Below are 18,666 nucleotides of genomic sequence, written 5' to 3'. Positions count from 1 at the left end.
GTATTTGCCGAGTCCTAAAAATTAATTTTACAGTCCGAATTTGCGGCACGAGTATTCACAATTTCTTTCGATTGGACAAGCATATTTTCCATCTATCTACGACTTTTTCATATTTAGCCGACAAATTGAATTTAACTTGCGATCCAAAGGCCTTATTTATATAAAATCAGTTCTGCCGTTGAAAACTCATCTCCAAGTTTGTCCATGATTTGTTCAAGTAAAGTGTTGATTTCAGGATTACTGTAGGGATGCATGCTGCCGTTAATGGTTTCTCGCACATTACAATTGATTCTATGTTTAAGTAGCTTATAGATACTTTTATTGCGACCAAACAGGATTCGTTGAATCAGGTGATGCTTTTCCAGATCAGACAGGACTCTGTAAATGGTGCCTATTTTGAGACCACTCTGTTTATTGGCAATCATATAGATATCATCTGCGGTAAGACCGTTATGTTGCGCAAGGACTTCGAGTACAGAAACTCGGGCAACGGTTGGCGTTAAGCCTTTATTGGTTAATAATTTTGCGTACATAAGAAACCTGTTAATTAAAATAATAACAACAATATTTTTATAAAAATAAATAACTTGGAATTGAATAAATGTTTAAAAATTGAAGTGAATAATGCCTTGAAAATGATTTCTCAAGGCATCTTGTTGCGGTTAATATTCAAAATTAGAAGGTATAGGTCACACCAACATAATAGTTACGTCCCAGTTCTTTTTCATTGAATTTAATTCCCGCATCTTTGCCCTTTTCTTCCAGATCGACATCGGTCAGGTTACGGATACCTGCTCGTACAGTCACTGCGGGATCTACTTTGGCAGAGAGACCAAGATTGACCAAGGTATAATCAGGTAGTTTTTTCTGGTTAATGACCTGATCACCGATATAACTTGCACCCGCAGTTAGAGTTAACCATTCAAGCGGTTTTAAATTAAGATTGGTATTGGCTTGCAGGCGTGGACGCTCATCCAGACGTTTATGTGTTTCACTGTTTTTAGCATCAAGATAAGTGGCATTGGCATCAACAGAAAGCATAGGCAATAAATCAGCCTGTGCTGCCAGCTCTACTCCTTTGATCTTGACCCGGCCTAAGTTCACCCAGGCAGCGCCCGTGGGGCTGGATTCACCATTCGGATCAACGCTATAGGTAATATCACGGCTAATCATATCCTTAATTTTATTCTGGAATACGGTGACATTACCGTTCCAGCTTGCTTTACGGATGGATGCACTCATTTCATAGTTGTCGCTGGTTTCTGGCTCGAGGTTAGGATTGCCCCATAAGGTACACCCGCCGCCACAACTGACAATACCATAATCTTTGGTCATTTGTGCCAGAGACGGCGCCTTAAAGGCTTGCCCATAGCCTCCCTTAAGCACAATATCATGTGATAATTGATAAACCAGATAGGCTTTTGGGCTGAAATGCTGACCAAACACCTCATGATCATCATAACGGCCAGACAAGGATAAGGTCAGCGGATCGGTGATATGAATGTCATCTTGTACAAACACTGAAGATGTGCCAACTGAGGCCTTACCGGAGTTTTGATAGCTTACGCCGTCTTTGACTTCCTGATGATTGTATTCAACACCCGCAACAACGCCGTGAAGACTGACATTAAAATTACTATAGGCACGCAAGTTGGTATTATTTTCTTTCAAAGTACGATGCTTGGGCTCATCAAAGTCTGAATCATAGTCTTTAATTTCACTATTTTCCTGTTGCGCTGAAACGGTGGTTTTCCCCCAGCTCCAGTCACCACGATGTGTTAGTCCAACGGAATGGCGTTCAATCTCCTGACTGGCAAAGCCCTCATTTAAATGACCAGTAGCGGGATAGTACTGATAATCCGTCTGACCATACGGACGTTTATCCTTGTTATATCCTAAGTCAAGATCAAGATTTTGCTGATCATTGAGCTCATAGCTCAGGGTTGAACGTAAGTTTTGGGTTTTCTTGCCTTCGATATAATAGGCTGGCGTGGCTTGTTTGCCCTGTGAGAACCACGCATCACGGTCATATTGCTCTGCTGAAATCGATAAACCCAGTTTGTCGGTCAATGCACCGGATGCAGAAGCGCCCAAGCGATATTGCTGTTTTCCTGCACCGCGGTCGACCAGATGATATTCAGCATTGATTGCCCCCTGCCACTCATCCGTTGGCTTTTTGGTGATAATGTTAATTACACCGCCAATCGCATCCGAACCATAGAGCGCAGACATTGGACCTCGAATCACTTCTACCCGCTCAATACTGGACAATGGAATCGAGCTAATATCCAGATCGGCATCGCGCCATAAGGCACCTGTAGAAGAAATACGTTTGCCATTGACCAGAATCAAGGTATATACCCCGTTTGATTCACGTACCCCACGGATGGTCAGTTTCTCGCGGCCCCCGCCATTATAATTTTGTACCCCGACCGTTTTACCCAAGACTTCCGCTAGACTATTTGCCGCGGATTGTTCGATCTGTTGTTTACTGACCACTGTGATTGAAGCAGGCGCCGTATCAGGGCTCTCCTCTGCCAGACTGGCAGTGACCACGATCGTGGGCAAGGTTGTGTCTGCTTGCTCGGTCTGATGCTGTTCTGCCCATACTGCAAACGGCGTCAAGGCTGCAATTGCAAGCACTAATTTGTTCTTTGCCAAGACCATGTTGTCGCATTCTCCTTATTAATAACAATTTTCATTTGTTAGTTGTTATCATTTGTAAAGTTTGCGCATCATAGCCATTTATTAATCATCATTCAATAGTTGAAATTAATAATCATTCTTATTTGTAGCTTTGTTTATCATTGACCATTTGAATCGTGGAATCTTCCCCTATTGTTTAACTTGTGTTTTAGTCGGTAAAAATAATGCTCCTCCATTTTTTATTTATCCACTTGTTTTGTATGGGGATCGTGGTTTTTATACTCTGTTCTTAGTCTGGCGCTAGTGTATCGCATTGCTAAATATGCGGTTGAGTGATACGCATATCGCGTGCTAGAGATAAACCACGATCACGATTTATAACTTTCATTATTTTTTATCGCTTAAAGCTCTTTTTCTTGTTTTAATCTGAATTTGACTGAAATCATGAACCAAAAATAAAATTGCTTTAGCCAACGACTATGACCCATTATCCAAATTTTATGAGAAACTGAATGGATTCGAATCAAATTCAAGACCTTGTTACGCATTATCCGATTGTAAAAGACCTGATTGAACTGAAAGAGACAGTCTGGTTTAACCCATCATTCACTACGCTCGAGCAAGGCTTACCCTATGTCGGGTTAACACAAGCGGATATTGATGATGCACGTGACCGCTTACAACGTTTTGCACCCTACCTCATGGCAGTATTTCCAGAAACCCGTGTCAGCCATGGCATTATCGAATCGGAGCTAAGCGCCATTCCAGAGATGCAGCAATCGCTTGAAACGCACTTCGAGCAAAAAATTGCAGGCAAACTCTGGTTGAAAAAAGACAGCCATTTGCCTATTTCAGGATCAATTAAAGCACGTGGAGGCATTTATGAAGTGCTTTTCCGCGCGGAGCAGCTCGCGTTACAAGCCAATCTACTTAGTCTTGACGATGATTATGCCAAACTGAATAGCCCAGAATTTAGAGCCTTTTTTAGTCAATACAGCATCGCGGTAGGCTCAACGGGTAATCTTGGACTCTCCATTGGCATCATGAGTGCAAAGCTCGGCTTTGATGTAACGGTGCATATGTCAGCCGATGCACGACAATGGAAAAAAGACAAGTTACGTGCTCATGGCGTAACGGTCATTGAGTACGAACAAGACTATGGCATTGCGGTGCAAGAAGGCCGGAAAGCAGCGTTGAAAAATCCGAACTGTTTCTTTATCGATGACGAAAATTCTAAGACCCTGTTCCTGGGCTATGCTGTTGCGGGTGAACGCTTAAAGAAACAGCTGGATCAACAGCGGATTCGCATGGATCAGCAACATCCCCTCTTTGTTTATTTGCCTTGTGGCGTAGGTGGCGGCCCTGGTGGCGTAGCATTTGGCCTGAAAATGGCGTTTGGCGATCACGTCCATTGTATTTTTGCCGAACCTACCCATTCCCCGTGTATGTTACTCGGTGTCGCGACGGGGCTACATGATGAAATCTCAGTTCAGGATATTGGGATTGACAATATTACGGCGGCAGATGGTCTCGCTGTAGGACGTGCTTCGGGCTTTGTTGGTCGTGCCATGCAACGATTATTAGATGGTTTTTATACACTGGATGATCAAACCATGTATCGCTTGCTCGGAATGCTCAACCAGTCCGAAAACCTGAAACTTGAACCGTCTGCACTGGCAGGTATGCTGGGGCCAGTTTTAGTCAGTAAGTATCAAGATTACAAGGATCTACATCAATTGACTGAACAGCAGTTACAGCATGCCAATCATATTGTATGGGGAACAGGTGGTGGCATGGTACCTGCAGAAGAAATGCAAAATTATCTGGCAAAGGCTTAGCATACTGCCTTGAACTATCAAACAGCATCGTGGATAGGATGCTGTTTGTTTTGGCTGATCCCTTTAGATGCTGGGAGTGCAGACATAAGGCCTGTTTATTTCTGACGGGTTGCCACCCAACACAGCACGGAACCGATACAGACCATGGCTGCACCTTGCCAGAACGACAAGGAAAGAGAGGTTTGTAAAACAAAGGCTGCCAGTGCAGCTGAAAATACGGGAATAAAGTAAGATGCACCCGCAAGCAATGTAACATTGCCATGTAGAATCCCGACGTTCCATGCAGCATAGCCAAAGCCCATCGCGGCAGCAGCAAGCACAAGATAAATCAGGGTATGCAGATCAAACTGCATCGGTTCGGCCCCCATGAGCATATATTTGACCCATAATGCCGCTGCCGTCAGCATAAAGAAAAGCGTGACACCATTTTTGCCATTGGCAATTCTGGCGGTGACTGTACAATACGCAGCCCAGATCAACGCACCCATAAAAGCCAAAGCATAGCTCAACGGATTATCTTGAATATTGGCTGTGATACTGGCGAAATCAAGTCCCCGCTCCCCTCCAAGTACCCAGCAAATTCCCATCAGGGCAATGATAAAACCAGGAATAATCAAAAAATTTGTTTTTTGGTGATTAAAGACAATTGCGCAGACCATGGTCAGTGCGGGCCATAAGTAGTTCACCATACTGACTTCAATCGCTTGCTGACTGCTATTGGCATAACCAATAGATAAGGCCAGACAAAGCTCATAGGACACAAACAGTAAGCTGCCCCAGAACAGGTAGGTGCGCGGAAATTCGCGTAGCTTGGGAAATCCGACACTCAATAATAAAAACACCGAAGCCACGCTATATATCATGGCCGCTCCACCCGTTGCGCCCAGACTTTCACTGACACCACGAATTAGCCCGACAATTGAACTCCATAACAGCACCGCCATGAGTCCTATTAGGGTTGCATTTCTTTTGCTTATCATCCACTTAATCACTTATCAATTTTCATATTCTAATCAGGAAGAGCTCAATATTGATTCTTCACTTGAATATTAGAGTTTATAAGGATTCACTTTTTAGCATGACTCGTCTGTTTTGCACAGCAATCATGCTGAATTACTTAGAAATTCTATCGATCATTTGCTATGAATTTATGGTCGCACCCGCAGTCACATTGACAATTGTGGCGGTCATTGCACTGGCATGATCAGAGGCCAGAAATGTCACCGTTTCGGCAATTTGAGCCAGCGTCGGCAATCGTTTTAACATGGTACTTTGTGCAGCGCCATTGAGCCATTCATCCAAGGTGATGCCCATCGCTTGTGCTTTTAAGCTAAATAACTCGCGCGTATAAGAGCCTGCCTGAGCCGCATCCGCAATGGCATGGGAACGTACCCCAAGCACCCGAATATTCTTTGGACCAAGTTCACTGGCGAGTGCTTTGATAAATGCTTCGCTCCCGGCACAACCGACAATATGTCCCAAATGACCCGGGATCGCCATTGCGCCAGAGGGTGCAATGACGCTAATCATTGCTCCGATCGACTTTGTACCCATATAGGGGACGATGGCTTTTGCAATATTAAATTGAGCAGTTAAAAAAGGTGTGATGCCCTGCATAAATTCATGCTGGGTGAGTTCTGAAAGTTCCTTACCTTGGTTATGCATAAAACTTGTGGCATTGATCACAACATCGATGCCACCCGTTAGCTCAGCCAACTGTTTTATCGCTGTTTGGGTCGCCTGTTCATCCAATACATCCACAATAAAGGTTTGTATCTGGCCTTCCACGTGATGAATATGTGCTGCAACCTGATCCAGTGTGTGCTGGTGCCGGGCGCCTAAATAGACAAAAGCACCTTCTCGGGCCAAGGTATCAGCGATCGCGTGACCTACGGCGCCACTGCCTCCAAAAATCACAGCAATTTTATTTTTAACTAACATGGAAGATGCTGCCTGTATTTTTTATTGATTATTTATTGTACGCCTTTTAGTTGTCTTCAAGCGATTTCGAATTCTCTGTTTCTTATTTAAAAGTTAGTTGGAGTATAAAAAAACCTCTAATATGACTTAGAGGTTTTTTACGTTTAAACAGTTTTTAAGGCGTAAGAATGACCTTACGACATTCTTGTTCCCTGTTATCGAAAATACGATAACCTTCAGCTGCATCTTCTAGCTTCATCCGGTGGGTAATAATCGCTTCAGGCGCCAGTTTACCATCCTCAATCAGCTCTAAGAGTTGAGGTAAAAAATGATGGACATGGGTTTGTCCCATCTTAAATGTCAGACCTTTATCAAAAGCATCGCCAAACAGAAAACCGTGAATAGGTCCTGCATATACTCCCGGTACACTGACCACGCCTCCACGGCGCACAGCGGCAATACATTGGCGTAGTACCACACCACTTGAGCCTTCAAGTTTTAGATTGGTCAACAACGTTTCAATCACACTTCCCTTTGCCTCAAATCCAATCGCATCAATCACGGCATCAACACCACGATAATTGTCGGTATGCTGAATAATGTATTCAGCAGCATCAACCGCTTCAAAATCGACAGGAATGGCGCCATAGGCTTCTGCGGCATATTTCAATCGATATTGATTATGATCAACCATGAAGATCTTTTCTGCGCCCAGCATTTTGGCGCAGGCTGCACTGAGCAGACCTACCGGTCCGGCCCCATAGATGGCTAACGTGGAACCTTTGCTAACTTTTGCATTAGTCACTGCCTGCCATGCAGTGGGTAGAATATCAGTAAGAAAAAGCACTTTTTCATCCGACAATGAACCCGGGACTTTAAATGGTCCTGCATTGGCCTTGGGAACACGTACATATTCTGCCTGACCACCGGGAATACCACCATAGAGATGGCTATAGCCAAATAATGCAGCACCTGAAGGAATCTGCTTTTTATTGATGATCGCACCTCGTCCGCTATTGGTGGTTTCACAGGCCGCGGTCAGATTTAACTGGCAAAAGAAACATTCGCCACAGGCAATCACGAAAGGAACGATAACCCGATCCCCCTTTTTGACCTGAGTGACGGCCGAACCCACCTCTTCAACAATGCCCATGAATTCATGACCAAAAATATCACCCTGCTCGGTTTGAGGGATTTTTCCCCGATACAGATGCAAGTCTGAACCACAAATTGCAGTAGCCGTCACCCTTAAAATAATATCGTCAGCTTCCTGAATGATGGGATCTGCTACCGTTTCAACACGGACATCTTCAGCACCGTGGTAAGTAAGCGCACGCATGGTTATTCCTTTAATTTATAAGATGTCATTTGATTATGGGCAGTGTTTTTTTACCGTTTGCAATAATTGTTAGCACTCACGTAAGCCATATTATGAATATGCAAAAGGATTTAAGGGTTTGTAACCAAACATGAAAAATAAAGGCACACATTATAGGGATGGTATTCGTCTCTCTTGCTTTGAAGACAATAAAAAATGCCAGTTGATCAACTGGCATTTTCAATATAAATAAAAAGTTTCAGCAGAAATGCTCTTTAAACCATCAAATAAAGTTACAGCACTGTGCTAGAAAAAATTAATCAGGGTCTGGATGACCAGCGCATTAATAATATCCACAAAAAATGCCCCCGTCAGTGGAATAATCAGGAAGGCTTTATGCGAAGGTCCATAACTATTGGTAACGGCCTGAATATTGGCAATCGCCGTAGGTGTGGCCCCGAGGTTGACGCCACATTGTCCCGCACAAAGTACTGCTGCATCGTAATTTTTACCCATAACTTTAAAGGTGACAAAAAACAGGTAGAGTGCCAGAAACAAAGTTTGAGCAATCAGAATAATCAGCAAGGGACCTGCCAGTCCTGCCAATAGCCAAAGTTGTAACGACATTAATGCCATCGACAGGAATAAGGCTAAAGAGGCGTTACCAAATACGTCAATACAGCGGTCAAACAGCTTGATATTAAAGACATATTCCAAGGTATTACGGATGAATACACCACAACCTAAAGCCCAGACAAAAGTCGGTAATTCAAACCAGTAGCCTTTGGCAAAATCAGTCATAAAGTTGGCAAAGAAAATACACAGCGCAAACATGCCCAGGGTTTTTACCGCATCGTCTGCAGTAATCAGTCGGGTTTTTTCCGGATATTCAAACGGCGCTGTTTCATTTGCAGGAGGCGCTTCAGTGCGTTGCTGTGTTGGTGCAATCTCTTCAGCCAGTTGATAGCGGCGAATCAGAAGTTTGGCTACAGGACCTCCCATCATGCCACCAATGACCAAACCAAAGGTTGCACTTGCCATACCCAACACTACGGCACCCTGAATGCCATATTCATTTTCGAATATGCTGCCCCATGCGCTTGCAGTACCATGACCACCGGTTAAGGTCACCGAACCGGTAATCAGGCCAATCAATGGATCAAGACCTAAAGCAGTTGCCAGACTTATGCCCAAAACATTCTGTAGTATTACAAATGTAATCACACAGAACATAAACATAATCAGTGTTTTTCCGCCTTCTTTAAGTTTTGACAGGCTGGCACTTAAACCGACTGAAGTAAAAAATACCAGCATGAAACTACGCTGAATGTCAGTATTAAAGTTCACCGTAATATTGAGCTGTGTGAACAGAAAATACGTGACAATTGCCGCTACAAGTCCCCCGATTACAGGTTCAGGCATATTGTAGCGTTTTAAAATACTCACTTTATTTACGAGGAAATAACCGATAAACAGTACAAAGACTGCAGTGACAATCGTACCAAAGATGTCAATATCAAAATTCATTGTTCACCAAATCAAAAACCTTGAGCAATGGGGCTGACGAAGGAAAACCTTGCCGTAAAGATAAAGCGAGCGATGGTAAAGCAATTATCCTGCTTTGTTTGTTACGCTTAGTAATTATCTGGCATTTTTGAATTAAAAAAATTGATATAAATACAATGATTTAATAACTTTAAAAATTACGAATGGAGAAACTTTTAAATCCATTCATAAAATATTCCCCTTTCTGGCAATTTCTGTAATTGCATTATCATCATGAGATAATTTTCCAAAGCGACCCTCATTTAGAAAGTCTTAAACTTATTTGCTTCACCTGATATCCGCCGTTTCAATTTTTTTAAGTCTCATGCGCTTAGCATTAACCACCAAAACTTAACGCAGAGATGCAATCAAAATACAAAAAGTGCCTCATAAATAACCTGAGTTTGATGAACACTGAATGAATGTTTATTGACCAATTTTTGGTGAAGATATGTGTGCGAATTATCGACCTATTCATAAAAGCCGGGCTCACTTATTGGATTTATTCGAACCGACATTTGATTATAAAATGGATATTTATCCCGGGGACAGTAGTCCAATCCTGATCTCATCGAATGAAAAAGTACAATGGCGCTCTGCCCGTTTTGGACTCATTCCTTTTTGGGCCGAAGACTTGAAGCTGTCTCAACATACCTATAATGTACGCGCTGAAACAGTGGCTGAAAAAAACAGTTTTAGACATGCCTGGAAGAAAAATCAATTTGCTTTGGTACCTGTTGATGCGATTTTCGAGCCTAAATATATTGATGGCAAGGCACATTGGTATGCTATTTATCGGCAGGACAAAAAGCCTTTTACGGTGGCTGCCCTTTATGAACATGCGAGTGTGGACGGTCAGGAAATTCTTTCCATGACCATGCTGACCATCAATGCAGATACTCATCCTTTAATGAAACAGTTTCATTCGCCAGAACATGAAAAAAGATCTGTTGTGATCATTCCGGAAGGTCATCGTCTCGACTGGCTAAATACACAACATGCGCAGGCTGTAGAACTGATTCGTGAGTTTTCAGCTGATGAATTTACTGCTGCACCGAAACACCAGATCAATAACTTTTTCTTCCCTGACTGAGGATAAACTTAATTAGAATTTTGATGGTTATTTGGTTTTTATTAATAAGAGGAAATAAAAATATAATAACGTCTTTGGGGTGAAGATAATCCCATGATCGAGTTTAATTAATTTTTTTTATAATCCTCTCCTTATTAGACAATACTGTATGTTGCGTTTTGTTAAAAATGTAAATCCAAGGGAAATGTTAAAAATAAATAAGTGATTGATTTTAAATAATTATTGTAAAAATGAAAATGTAATTTTTGAACAAAAAATATGCATTTGTAGGCAATATCTTACAAACGTGTAAGCCAAAAGCTTATACACCAACTATTTGATTTTTTTAATAATTAGCTCGGTACATTTAAGCGCTCTTTACTATTCAATAGAAAGCTGAATATTAATGAAGAGATCCCGTAAAATAAAAAAGGCATCTTTATTAATATAAGAAATCTGAATAATAGAAAAGAATCTCAAATAACGTCTCAATATGTACTAATCTTTCCTCTGGTTACAGAGGAAAGATTTTTAAATTAACTTCAGGATAGGAAATAGAATATGTTTATTGCAAAAAATATCTTTGTCTTTTTACTATCAATGCTAGCCTTATGCCTGGTAATCATTTTCTTTAATTATCTTGGCTTCAATGAAACAGTTAATCTGATACTGTCCTCGTCCTTATTTGGCATGTTCATTACCTGGTATTTTAAAGGTACGGAATTATGTCTGGCCTTATTTAGTTTTTTCTATTGCGCCATGCTGATTATTAGCCAGAGTATGGAAGTGATCCTGATGTTTGGTACTTCCATCTCTGTGTATTTGTTCATGAGCAAACTGTTACCTAAGCTTAAAAATCTGAATTTTAAACTTGGCAGTAAACAGTTAGATAGTGATTCGCTTAGAACGGATTAACACCACGATTGACCATCCCCACTTTCTTAGCGACCGGCAGCGTGGTCTGTTCTGCGAGCAGCAACTCCTCGAGAAAAGCATTCAGGCTATTTGGCTCTAGACAGCCTGGATTAAAACTGTTTTCTCCCAAGTTCAGAAAGAAAGTCTCAATATTGGTATTTCGCTGTACATATTTCATTGACCAGCGCTTAAACGTATATTGGTCAATGGGATCTGTGCCGAAATGTTTGACTTCAAGATGTCTTGCATCGGTTTTTATTTTTTCAAATAAACTTTCAACGATGGCTTGCTCTCCTTCCAGACATTGAAAAAAAGCATTATCGGCATAGTACAACACCCCATAGATACAATGTTGAGTATTGAAATCCCGGGCTTCGGTAAGAATGTCGCGTAAATCTTGCAGCAAATCATCGCTATTTTCATTGCGTTTGCTGGCATAACACAGTCGTATATTCATTAAGATTTCCGCAAACTATGAAAGTTTTTGTGAAGAAGAATTTTAAAAACTATCATATATTTACAGAATCACGAATATTTAATTTTTTTATTTTCTCATTTTATTTTTTACCGTTTGATCAATTTTATCTTAAATACCCATTAGAGTTGTTTTAAAAAGTGCGATAAGCCTTGTGGTGCACGGCCATGCAAGCGGCTGCTGGTGGTGACCCGGACCAGATTACTCCAGGTGATCTTGCAACATTGGGTCATGAATTTTTCAATTAAGGATACATCCTCATGGCAAGGAATCGGCTCAAATCCGCCAGCCTGAAGATAAGCATCTACACTAAAGCTTAAATTTGCTCCATGAATATGTTGATGATCCATGCTGTCCTGATAATGAGCCAGATATTTTTGCTGTTGTGATACGGATAAGGGATCGAGATCATCCAGCACCACGATTCCACAAATTGCATCTGTAGGTTGATGTTGCATCTGGCACAATAACCAGTCTGGATCAACAATCGTATCGGCATCTGTACAGGCAATCCAGTTCGCACCCTGCTGAATCAGATGACGGATTCCTAAGTCCCTAGCCTTGCCTACACACGCATAATCACATTCAATCCAGTTCACCTGATGTGCCTGTACAATCGAGCGGGACTGATCCGTACAACTGTCTAAAACCACCAGGATGTCGACCTGATCTTGCGGTATATGCTGAGTTGCCTGTTGAATGGATTGCAAACAGGCAGATAAAAACATTTCTTCATTATGCGCTGGAATTACAATACCGATTTTCATATTAATCCCTGTTGTTTGGCTAGAGAAGAAGGATTCACTGTCCAGATATCAATCATGAAATCTGGATCATTCAGACTTAAATAATGAGCGAACGGTAAAGACTGTTTTAAATGATGGTGAACTTGCAAGGCATCCAGTTCGAAATCCCGAATCTCATGCCGCCAGTGGCAACACAGGATTTCCCCTTGTGGCGTCAGGCTATGTTTGAGCTGACCGATTAACTGTTGTAACTCTACAGATGATAAATAATAGGCCACTTCACTGATCACAATCAGGTCAAACTTCTGTTCAGGAAAATTTTCGGGTATTTTGTGCTGTTGAACACTGACATGGTCCAGGTTCTGTAAACGTTGGGCAGCCAGTTGAACCGCATGCGCAGAAACATCTACACATAACAGCTGATGGCAACGTTTTGCCAGATGGATACTTAAATGGCCGTTGGAGCAGCCGATTTCCAGTACACTGGGATAATGTTGCTGGGTCAGAACAGCCAGACAGATCTGCCTTTTACGTGCTTCATACCAGTGTTGATCGTAACCCCACGGATCATTACTCTGGTGATATAACACTTCAAAATATTGACTGAAATCATTCACAAAGATAAACCTCCCACGGCATCAACAACCGGTCGATGATCGCTGGAGATAGAACGGCCGCCTGACCGGTACTTTCATCCGCCTCAATCTGGCTTTTAAATTGCATAATGGCCTGACCTTTTTTGATTAATTGCGGTTCGGTTAAACGGTAAGCACGAGCCTTTTGCCAATCGATACGGGGATCCAGAGGCCGAGCCCAGTGCCAGGCCCAGATCAGCACGTGTAAACAGCACTGATCATGAGCTGAAGCAAAGGTTTGTACGGTTTTACCAACGGCTTCGTGATCGGGATGCCCATCCTGTGCATAGCTACAAATCAGGATATCTTCCGCTTGAACCAGCTTGTCCAGTTGTTGCCATAGTTGCTGCTGGTGCAAATGAACCTGTCCATCGGGTAAATTGAGTGCAATGCGTTGAGCATGGTCAGCAACACCCAAACAGTCTAAAGCCGCTAAACTTTCTTGCGGACGAATCTGATCCAGCTGTTCTGGAGTGTATTTGGTAGAGTGTGGATGACTTTGTGTGCCATTGCTCACTGCGAGGATCAGCAGACGGCAATTCAGTGTGATCAGCTGTTGCATTAAGCCCCCACAACCCAGAATTTCGTCATCAGGATGCGGTGCAACAATCACGATTCTTTTGGATTGAAATTTTTCAAGATTGAGCGGCGATAACGGTTGTTGTTCAAAGCTGTGTAGCCATTGTGCTTTTGAAGTTCCTAACCCCTCAATGATGCGATCCTCAACCAGAGGATGATTTAGAGTTCCCACGACACTTGCTCCTCTAAACATCGTTCAGCAATCTGCTCATTATCAAATGCCGCATGACTTTGCCGAATAAATACCGGTAAATCTGCCATTAATCGGGCAAAGCTTGCCTGTTCACAAAATGGCCGCGCCCCCAGTGCCTTGCCAACGCCTTCTATAACGGCCAGACAACACTGTTCGGTTTGCGCACGCAGAATACGTACTTCGCGTTCATGACTAAGCTTGGGCTGACTGTCGATCAGTTGTGCCACGTGTTGAAAATATTGTCGGGTCACGCCCAGTTGAGCTGCCAGTTGACCCAAATACATTTTTTTAAAGGGATTGGGCGTAGTCAGGCAGCTGTGTTGCAGTTCGGCCATTAAGCGGACTGCTGCCCCATACCAACAAGCTGCGACACCGGCAGCCCCGTGCCAGAAACCTGGCCGGTCAAGATAGGCATTGGGGCTGGCGATCATGTTGACTGGGGTGTCCTGAAAGGTGACTCTGGCTGTCTGTGTGCCTTGCATGCCTACGGCGTGCCATTGGTCTAGCTCAATCTTGAGAGAGACATGATCCAAGTCAGCAACGCAAAGTTGGGATTGTCCCTGTTGATCTTTAAAGCTGATTAATGCTTTTTGAATAAACTCGGCACCAGAGCACCACGGTTTAATGCCATGACAGCGCTCATTTTCGACCTGTAACGGTGCCGGCCCACCCTCTGCAGCCCAAATAGCCCACATTTCTTTATCATTTTCTTGGGTATAACCCAGTTCATGCAGAATGCTTAAGGCATCACAATGTGATTCAAACAGCTTGGCTAAACTTAAATCACATCCCGCAATCTGGGCAAAGATTTGCCAGCGTTGATAAGTCTGTCCTGAAGCGGGTTCTGGCAAGCGCCCTAGTGTTTGAATCAATTGCTTGAGTACTCGTGGACGTTGCTGTTGTTGCTCTTCAGCTGAGTACTGCGCAAAGCAATTTAATATGTCAAAGGTTGATCTTTTTATCGATATTTTACTATTCATTGTTAAAATATTAATTCATGACAGTTTATTTAAAAGTAAATGAAAAGTTACGTTTATTTAAATAGATGAATTGTAATAAAAAGATAATTCTTCATTAGTATTGAACTATTTATTTCGTTTTGTTTCATTGTTAACTAAAAGGTAGATTTAGGTGAAACTATAAAACCATCCTGTAAGGTTTATTTAAAACCCAACAATTACCCGAAAATATGCAGTAGCTTAGTGACTACCGTGTTGTGATACTTATAGAAGAGGTTTAGAAATGAGTACTTTAAATATTCAAGATATTAAAAAACATTCTGATGTAATCGCGTCTTGTGGCACCAAAGTGGGAACAGTTGACCATCTCGAGGGTGACAGCCAACTTAAATTGACGCGTGATGAAAATGATCAGCATCACCTGATCCCGACAGCCTGGATTGGTGAAGTCAAAGATGACAAAGTCATTCTGATTAAAAACTCTGAAGAAGTTAAGCAGCAGTGGCAAGCGATATAAGCCACTTGATGATCTAAAGTATTTGAGTGTGCTTATAAAAAACCGACCGCCATAATGGATTGGCGGTCGGTTTTTTTATTGTTGATATCAATAATAAATTAGAGACGACCCGATTATGAATATAGCGTAGCCTCGCCTAATGCTCTGGTTTTAAATCTTCGGTGAAACCACATATACTGGGTTGGATACATGCTGATCTGGTTTTCAATAATCAGATTCACTTTGGTGGCATCGGCAACTTCATCCCGACTAGGAAAATTTTCTAAGCGAGGTTCAAGTAAAATGTGATATTGAGGATTACGAATATCACCTTTGCGATAGAAAAATAAAGGAATCGCGGGGACTTTGGAAATATTCATCAGACGGCGATGCGCCGTTACAGTCGCGGCCTGAACATTAAAGAACGGTGCCATTACGCCTTGTTTTAGACCGAAATCCTGATCTGGGCTATACCAGATTGCCCGCCCCTGTTTCAGATTGCTAATCAAACCTTTCATATCATTTTTGGAGATTTGATTTTTATAAATGGTGGCACGTGAGCGGCTAATCAGCATATCTAACAAAGGATTGTTTTGTGGACGATACACTACATCAAGATCGAAGAAGCAACTGCTGACATAACCTCCTGCATCCAGCAAAGTGGTGTGCGAACCCAATAACAGAATACCGGTCTCTCGTGCTTGTGAAATGTGCTCCAAGCCATGAATATGAATGCGGTTTCGATACCACTTCGGGCTGTACCAGGCATTCAGGGCCTCAAACAAGCCGATCATCATATTCAAAAACACCTGCTTCGCTTCAGCTTCTCTTTGTTGCTGGCTTTTTTCAGGAAAGCAGAGCTCGAAATTTCTTAAGGTGGTTTTTCGTCTGGATTTTAAAACTTTCCAGGCCAGTTTTGATAAAGCGTCAGCGAGTCGCCATTGTACCGCCCAAGGTAATATTGCAAATAACATTAGAATAGTCAGGCAAATCCATATCGCCCAGTATCGCGGTAATAAAAATGACCAATAAAACCGGCCTGTTTCATACTTCTGCTTTAAATCCATTTGAACGCATTTCTTAAGAAAAACTAAACAGCCTAGCATATAAAAAACTTTTATGTCGGACTGCTGCTACAAATACAACAATTCAGTTGTTTTAATTTATATATGTACCGCAAAATGATATAAAAATATCAATAAAATATCGATTGTATGAAATAAAATAAATTAAGCAAGATGGTATACATAATTAAATTATTGTGTGAAGAAAGTCTTATTTAAGCTCTTTATATTTTAAATTATGATAATCGAGTTCATTTTTCCTAGCGGTATTTTTTATAAAATTTAAAAAAATTCTATAACTCTATCATCACCTATTCAAACTGAGATTGCATAGTAAAAAAGCGATTATAATCAATTAATAATCGCTTTTTATATAACTTATCTTGAAACAATATCCGATATTAGCGGGCAGGTTTCACCAGAATCTGATAGGCCAGAATCCCGCCGACCAGGCCCCAAAAAGCTGAACCAATTCCTAGTAAGGTGATGCCTGATGCGGTGAGAAGAAAACAGATCATCGCTGCATCGCGGCCCTGTTCGTCTACTAATGATTGATGCAGACTGTTCATCAAGGTCGTCAATAATGCCAGTCCAGCCAGGATATGGATTAATACGCTTGGTAAGCCATTAAACAATATAAAAATGGCGCCGCCAAAAATCCCGGCGATTAAGTAAAAAATACCGGCCCAAGTCGATGCAATATAACGTTTTGCTGGATTAGGATGAACATCAGGCGCCATACAAAGCGCTGCGGTAATGGCTGCAATACAGATACTAAAACCACCCCACGGCGCTAAAATAATCGCGGTTAGAGAGGTACAGACCATCAACATAGAGGTTTTAGGTGTATAACCACTGGCCTGCAAGATCGCAATACCCGGTGCATTTTGCGATGCCAGCGAAACGATAAAAAATGGAATCCCCACACCAATCAGCGTGGTCATGGTGAACTGCGGCTGGACGAAGGTGGGCAGCGTGAACACATTACCGGTCTGGGTAAAATGCAGGTCTCCGCTGATCCCGGCCACAACAATCCCTGTAATCAGCGTTGCAATAATGGCATAGAGTGGGAACCAGCGTCGGGTCAATACAAACGCCGCCAGCATGGCAAGACACAAGGTAAAATTGACCTGTAAGGCTTCGAATGTACTTAAACCAAAACGTAACAGGATGCCTGCCAGCATGGCAGAAGCAATCGAGCGTGGAATGTAATTCATCAGCTTGGCAAAAATACCTGTCGCGCCACATAACAGCATCAGACCTGAAGCAAAGATAAACACACCCACCACTTCATTAATACTGACTCCAGTCAGGCTGGTGGCAAGCAAGGCAATCCCGGGTGTCGACCACGCCGTTAAAATCGGAGTACGATAATAAAGTGACAATCCGATACTGGTGATTCCCATGCCGATACCCAGCATCATCAGCCAGCTTCCTGTTTGCGAAGCATCCAGTCCCGCCCTTTCCAGCGCCTGTAAAATAATGGCCAAAGAACTGGCATAGCCGACCAGCACTGCCACAAGCCCGGTCATAATCATGGCTGGTGAGGAAGACCTAAAAAATGCTAAGTTACGCATAGGAAATACTTTACTGAAGAATGAAGGTAGAGTGACTAAAGTATCATCGTCTGTTATAACGGACAATCATTTTTATTCAAGAAGACGTCTATTTATGCAGGATATTCCACCCAATGTTGCTGAAGCTTTAAAAAGCTTGAGAACCGAGCGCGGTTTGAGTTTAAGCCAAACTGCTGAATTGACCGGTGTCAGTAAAGCAATGCTCGGTCAAATCGAGCTGGGCAAGTCGAGTCCGACGGTAGCAACGCTCTGGAAAATCGCGACCGGATTCAATATTGCATTTTCGACTTTTCTTGAAGGTGGACGAGCTCAAACCGCACCGGAAATCCATCATTTCAGAGACTTGCCTGTTTTTGAACAGGGGCATTCAGGCATGCGGGTCAGTCCCCTGATTGCTTTTGATGAGCAACTTCGCATGGATGTGCTAAAGATTGAATTACTGCCCGGCGCAAGCAGTGAATCCAGCCCGCATGAAGCAGGCGTGATTGAACATATCATTGTGTTTGCTGGGGTATTGCAGCTACAGCTTGAAGGGATTAATCACACGGTGGCAGCTGGAGAATCGATCCGCTTTCACGCCGATATTCCACATACCTATGCCAATACGGGTGAGCAGAGTGTGATCATGCACAATATTATTCACTATCCACATCCTGCCCCATAAACCTTGAACAGCAAAGGCAGGTTT

Annotated in this window: 18 protein-coding genes; 5 read left to right on the top strand and 13 right to left on the bottom strand. The window is 42.4% G+C overall.

The genetic code is table 11. The features are described from left to right. Positions 1–152 precede the first annotated feature (152 nt). Positions 153–533, bottom strand: coding sequence for a Fur family transcriptional regulator (locus tag IEV39_RS05365; RefSeq protein ID WP_005285827.1), 381 nt, complete (start codon positions 531–533; stop codon positions 153–155). 142 nt (positions 534–675) lie between these two features. Next, entirely contained in the window at positions 676–2,667 is a 1,992-nt protein-coding gene (locus IEV39_RS05360; protein WP_005285829.1) for a TonB-dependent receptor plug domain-containing protein, read from the bottom strand. 491 nt (positions 2,668–3,158) lie between these two features. Here IEV39_RS05360 and dsdA point away from each other — a divergent pair, with 491 nt between their 5' ends. After that, on the top strand, positions 3,159–4,484 hold the full coding sequence (gene dsdA / locus IEV39_RS05355) for a D-serine ammonia-lyase (protein ID WP_005285831.1): 1,326 nt from the start codon (positions 3,159–3,161) through the stop codon (positions 4,482–4,484). 95 nt (positions 4,485–4,579) lie between these two features. Here dsdA and yddG read toward each other — a convergent pair whose 3' ends face one another. The 4 genes from yddG to gltS all read right to left on the bottom strand — a co-directional run bounded on the left by yddG (position 4,580) and on the right by gltS (position 9,249). Beyond that, positions 4,580–5,464 carry an aromatic amino acid DMT transporter YddG gene (yddG, locus tag IEV39_RS05350; RefSeq protein ID WP_032883158.1) on the bottom strand — a complete coding sequence of 295 codons (885 nt, stop codon included), beginning with the start codon at positions 5,462–5,464 and terminating at the stop codon, positions 4,580–4,582. Positions 5,465–5,624: 160 nt separating this feature from the next. Next, positions 5,625–6,425: an SDR family NAD(P)-dependent oxidoreductase gene (locus IEV39_RS05345; RefSeq protein ID WP_005285837.1), complete on the bottom strand. Its 801-nt coding sequence runs from the start codon at positions 6,423–6,425 to the stop codon at positions 5,625–5,627. Between the two features lie 154 nt (positions 6,426–6,579). Further along, positions 6,580–7,743, bottom strand: coding sequence for a zinc-dependent alcohol dehydrogenase (locus IEV39_RS05340; RefSeq protein WP_005285839.1), 1,164 nt, complete (start codon positions 7,741–7,743; stop codon positions 6,580–6,582). A 285-nt stretch (positions 7,744–8,028) separates the two neighbouring features. Beyond that, positions 8,029–9,249, bottom strand: coding sequence for a sodium/glutamate symporter (gene gltS / locus IEV39_RS05335; RefSeq protein ID WP_005285842.1), 1,221 nt, complete (start codon positions 9,247–9,249; stop codon positions 8,029–8,031). Positions 9,250–9,718: 469 nt separating this feature from the next. Here gltS and IEV39_RS05330 point away from each other — a divergent pair, with 469 nt between their 5' ends. Together IEV39_RS05330 and IEV39_RS05325 are read left to right on the top strand one after the other, a co-directional pair. Next, positions 9,719–10,360, top strand: coding sequence for an SOS response-associated peptidase (locus IEV39_RS05330; protein ID WP_005285844.1), 642 nt, complete (start codon positions 9,719–9,721; stop codon positions 10,358–10,360). Positions 10,361–10,900: 540 nt separating this feature from the next. Beyond that, entirely contained in the window at positions 10,901–11,254 is a 354-nt protein-coding gene (locus IEV39_RS05325) for a hypothetical protein (RefSeq protein WP_005285847.1), read from the top strand. Here IEV39_RS05325 and IEV39_RS05320 read toward each other — a convergent pair. From IEV39_RS05320 to IEV39_RS05300, 5 genes are all read right to left on the bottom strand, one after another. After that, a complete protein-coding gene (locus IEV39_RS05320) occupies positions 11,241–11,711 on the bottom strand; it encodes a BLUF domain-containing protein (protein ID WP_005230460.1) in 471 nt (156 codons plus the stop codon). The genes IEV39_RS05325 and IEV39_RS05320 overlap by 14 nt on opposite strands. Before the next feature lie 140 nt (positions 11,712–11,851). Continuing rightward, positions 11,852–12,496 (bottom strand): glycosyltransferase family 2 protein, encoded by a 645-nt coding sequence (locus IEV39_RS05315; RefSeq protein ID WP_005285849.1) that lies wholly within the window; start codon positions 12,494–12,496, stop codon positions 11,852–11,854. Continuing rightward, entirely contained in the window at positions 12,493–13,092 is a 600-nt protein-coding gene (locus IEV39_RS05310; RefSeq protein ID WP_005285851.1) for a class I SAM-dependent methyltransferase, read from the bottom strand. Before IEV39_RS05310 ends, IEV39_RS05315 begins: the two co-directional genes overlap by 4 nt. After that, the gene (locus IEV39_RS05305) at positions 13,085–13,861 is read right to left on the bottom strand and encodes a PIG-L deacetylase family protein (RefSeq protein WP_005285853.1); all 777 of its coding nucleotides are present in this window, start codon (positions 13,859–13,861) and stop codon (positions 13,085–13,087) included. The genes IEV39_RS05310 and IEV39_RS05305 overlap by 8 nt, the downstream gene beginning before the upstream one ends. Next, positions 13,849–14,862, bottom strand: a complete 1,014-nt coding sequence (locus IEV39_RS05300) for an acyl-CoA dehydrogenase family protein (RefSeq protein WP_005285854.1) — start codon at positions 14,860–14,862, stop codon at positions 13,849–13,851. The genes IEV39_RS05305 and IEV39_RS05300 overlap by 13 nt, the downstream gene beginning before the upstream one ends. A 262-nt stretch (positions 14,863–15,124) precedes the next feature. Between IEV39_RS05300 and IEV39_RS05295 the strand changes: the two genes are divergently transcribed. Then, complete coding sequence (locus IEV39_RS05295) at positions 15,125–15,358, top strand: DUF2171 domain-containing protein (RefSeq protein ID WP_005230470.1); 234 nt, start codon at positions 15,125–15,127, stop codon at positions 15,356–15,358. A 113-nt stretch (positions 15,359–15,471) separates the two neighbouring features. On the opposite strand, the gene IEV39_RS05290 is transcribed toward IEV39_RS05295, so the two are convergent. Then, positions 15,472–16,404, bottom strand: a complete 933-nt coding sequence (locus IEV39_RS05290; protein WP_005285857.1) for an LpxL/LpxP family acyltransferase — start codon at positions 16,402–16,404, stop codon at positions 15,472–15,474. Positions 16,405–16,802: 398 nt separating this feature from the next. After that, the gene (locus tag IEV39_RS05285; RefSeq protein ID WP_032883160.1) at positions 16,803–17,978 is read right to left on the bottom strand and encodes a benzoate/H(+) symporter BenE family transporter; all 1,176 of its coding nucleotides are present in this window, start codon (positions 17,976–17,978) and stop codon (positions 16,803–16,805) included. 94 nt (positions 17,979–18,072) lie between these two features. Here IEV39_RS05285 and IEV39_RS05280 point away from each other — a divergent pair, with 94 nt between their 5' ends. Then, positions 18,073–18,642 carry a helix-turn-helix domain-containing protein gene (locus IEV39_RS05280; RefSeq protein WP_005285862.1) on the top strand — a complete coding sequence of 190 codons (570 nt, stop codon included), beginning with the start codon at positions 18,073–18,075 and terminating at the stop codon, positions 18,640–18,642. Positions 18,643–18,666: the final 24 nt, after the last annotated feature.

The sequence above is a fragment of the Acinetobacter courvalinii genome (assembly GCF_014635545.1).
Lineage (GTDB): Bacteria > Pseudomonadota > Gammaproteobacteria > Pseudomonadales > Moraxellaceae > Acinetobacter > Acinetobacter courvalinii.
This window is presented reverse-complemented; position numbering and strand designations above follow the sequence as displayed.

What these genes read in the sequence shown, in the direction of transcription:
- IEV39_RS05365 (WP_005285827.1), bottom strand. Translation starts at nt 533, where the DNA reads ATGTACGCAAAATTATTAACCAATAAAGGCTTAACGCCAACCGTTGCC.
- IEV39_RS05360 (WP_005285829.1), bottom strand. Translation starts at nt 2,667, where the DNA reads ATGGTCTTGGCAAAGAACAAATTAGTGCTTGCAATTGCAGCCTTGACG.
- dsdA (WP_005285831.1), top strand. Translation starts at nt 3,159, where the DNA reads ATGGATTCGAATCAAATTCAAGACCTTGTTACGCATTATCCGATTGTA.
- yddG (WP_032883158.1), bottom strand. Translation starts at nt 5,464, where the DNA reads ATGATAAGCAAAAGAAATGCAACCCTAATAGGACTCATGGCGGTGCTG.
- IEV39_RS05345 (WP_005285837.1), bottom strand. Translation starts at nt 6,425, where the DNA reads ATGTTAGTTAAAAATAAAATTGCTGTGATTTTTGGAGGCAGTGGCGCC.
- IEV39_RS05340 (WP_005285839.1), bottom strand. Translation starts at nt 7,743, where the DNA reads ATGCGTGCGCTTACTTACCACGGTGCTGAAGATGTCCGTGTTGAAACG.
- gltS (WP_005285842.1), bottom strand. Translation starts at nt 9,249, where the DNA reads ATGAATTTTGATATTGACATCTTTGGTACGATTGTCACTGCAGTCTTT.
- IEV39_RS05330 (WP_005285844.1), top strand. Translation starts at nt 9,719, where the DNA reads ATGTGTGCGAATTATCGACCTATTCATAAAAGCCGGGCTCACTTATTG.
- IEV39_RS05325 (WP_005285847.1), top strand. Translation starts at nt 10,901, where the DNA reads ATGTTTATTGCAAAAAATATCTTTGTCTTTTTACTATCAATGCTAGCC.
- IEV39_RS05320 (WP_005230460.1), bottom strand. Translation starts at nt 11,711, where the DNA reads ATGAATATACGACTGTGTTATGCCAGCAAACGCAATGAAAATAGCGAT.
- IEV39_RS05315 (WP_005285849.1), bottom strand. Translation starts at nt 12,496, where the DNA reads ATGAAAATCGGTATTGTAATTCCAGCGCATAATGAAGAAATGTTTTTA.
- IEV39_RS05300 (WP_005285854.1), bottom strand. Translation starts at nt 14,862, where the DNA reads ATGAATAGTAAAATATCGATAAAAAGATCAACCTTTGACATATTAAAT.
- IEV39_RS05295 (WP_005230470.1), top strand. Translation starts at nt 15,125, where the DNA reads ATGAGTACTTTAAATATTCAAGATATTAAAAAACATTCTGATGTAATC.
- IEV39_RS05290 (WP_005285857.1), bottom strand. Translation starts at nt 16,404, where the DNA reads ATGGATTTAAAGCAGAAGTATGAAACAGGCCGGTTTTATTGGTCATTT.
- IEV39_RS05285 (WP_032883160.1), bottom strand. Translation starts at nt 17,978, where the DNA reads ATGCGTAACTTAGCATTTTTTAGGTCTTCCTCACCAGCCATGATTATG.
- IEV39_RS05280 (WP_005285862.1), top strand. Translation starts at nt 18,073, where the DNA reads ATGCAGGATATTCCACCCAATGTTGCTGAAGCTTTAAAAAGCTTGAGA.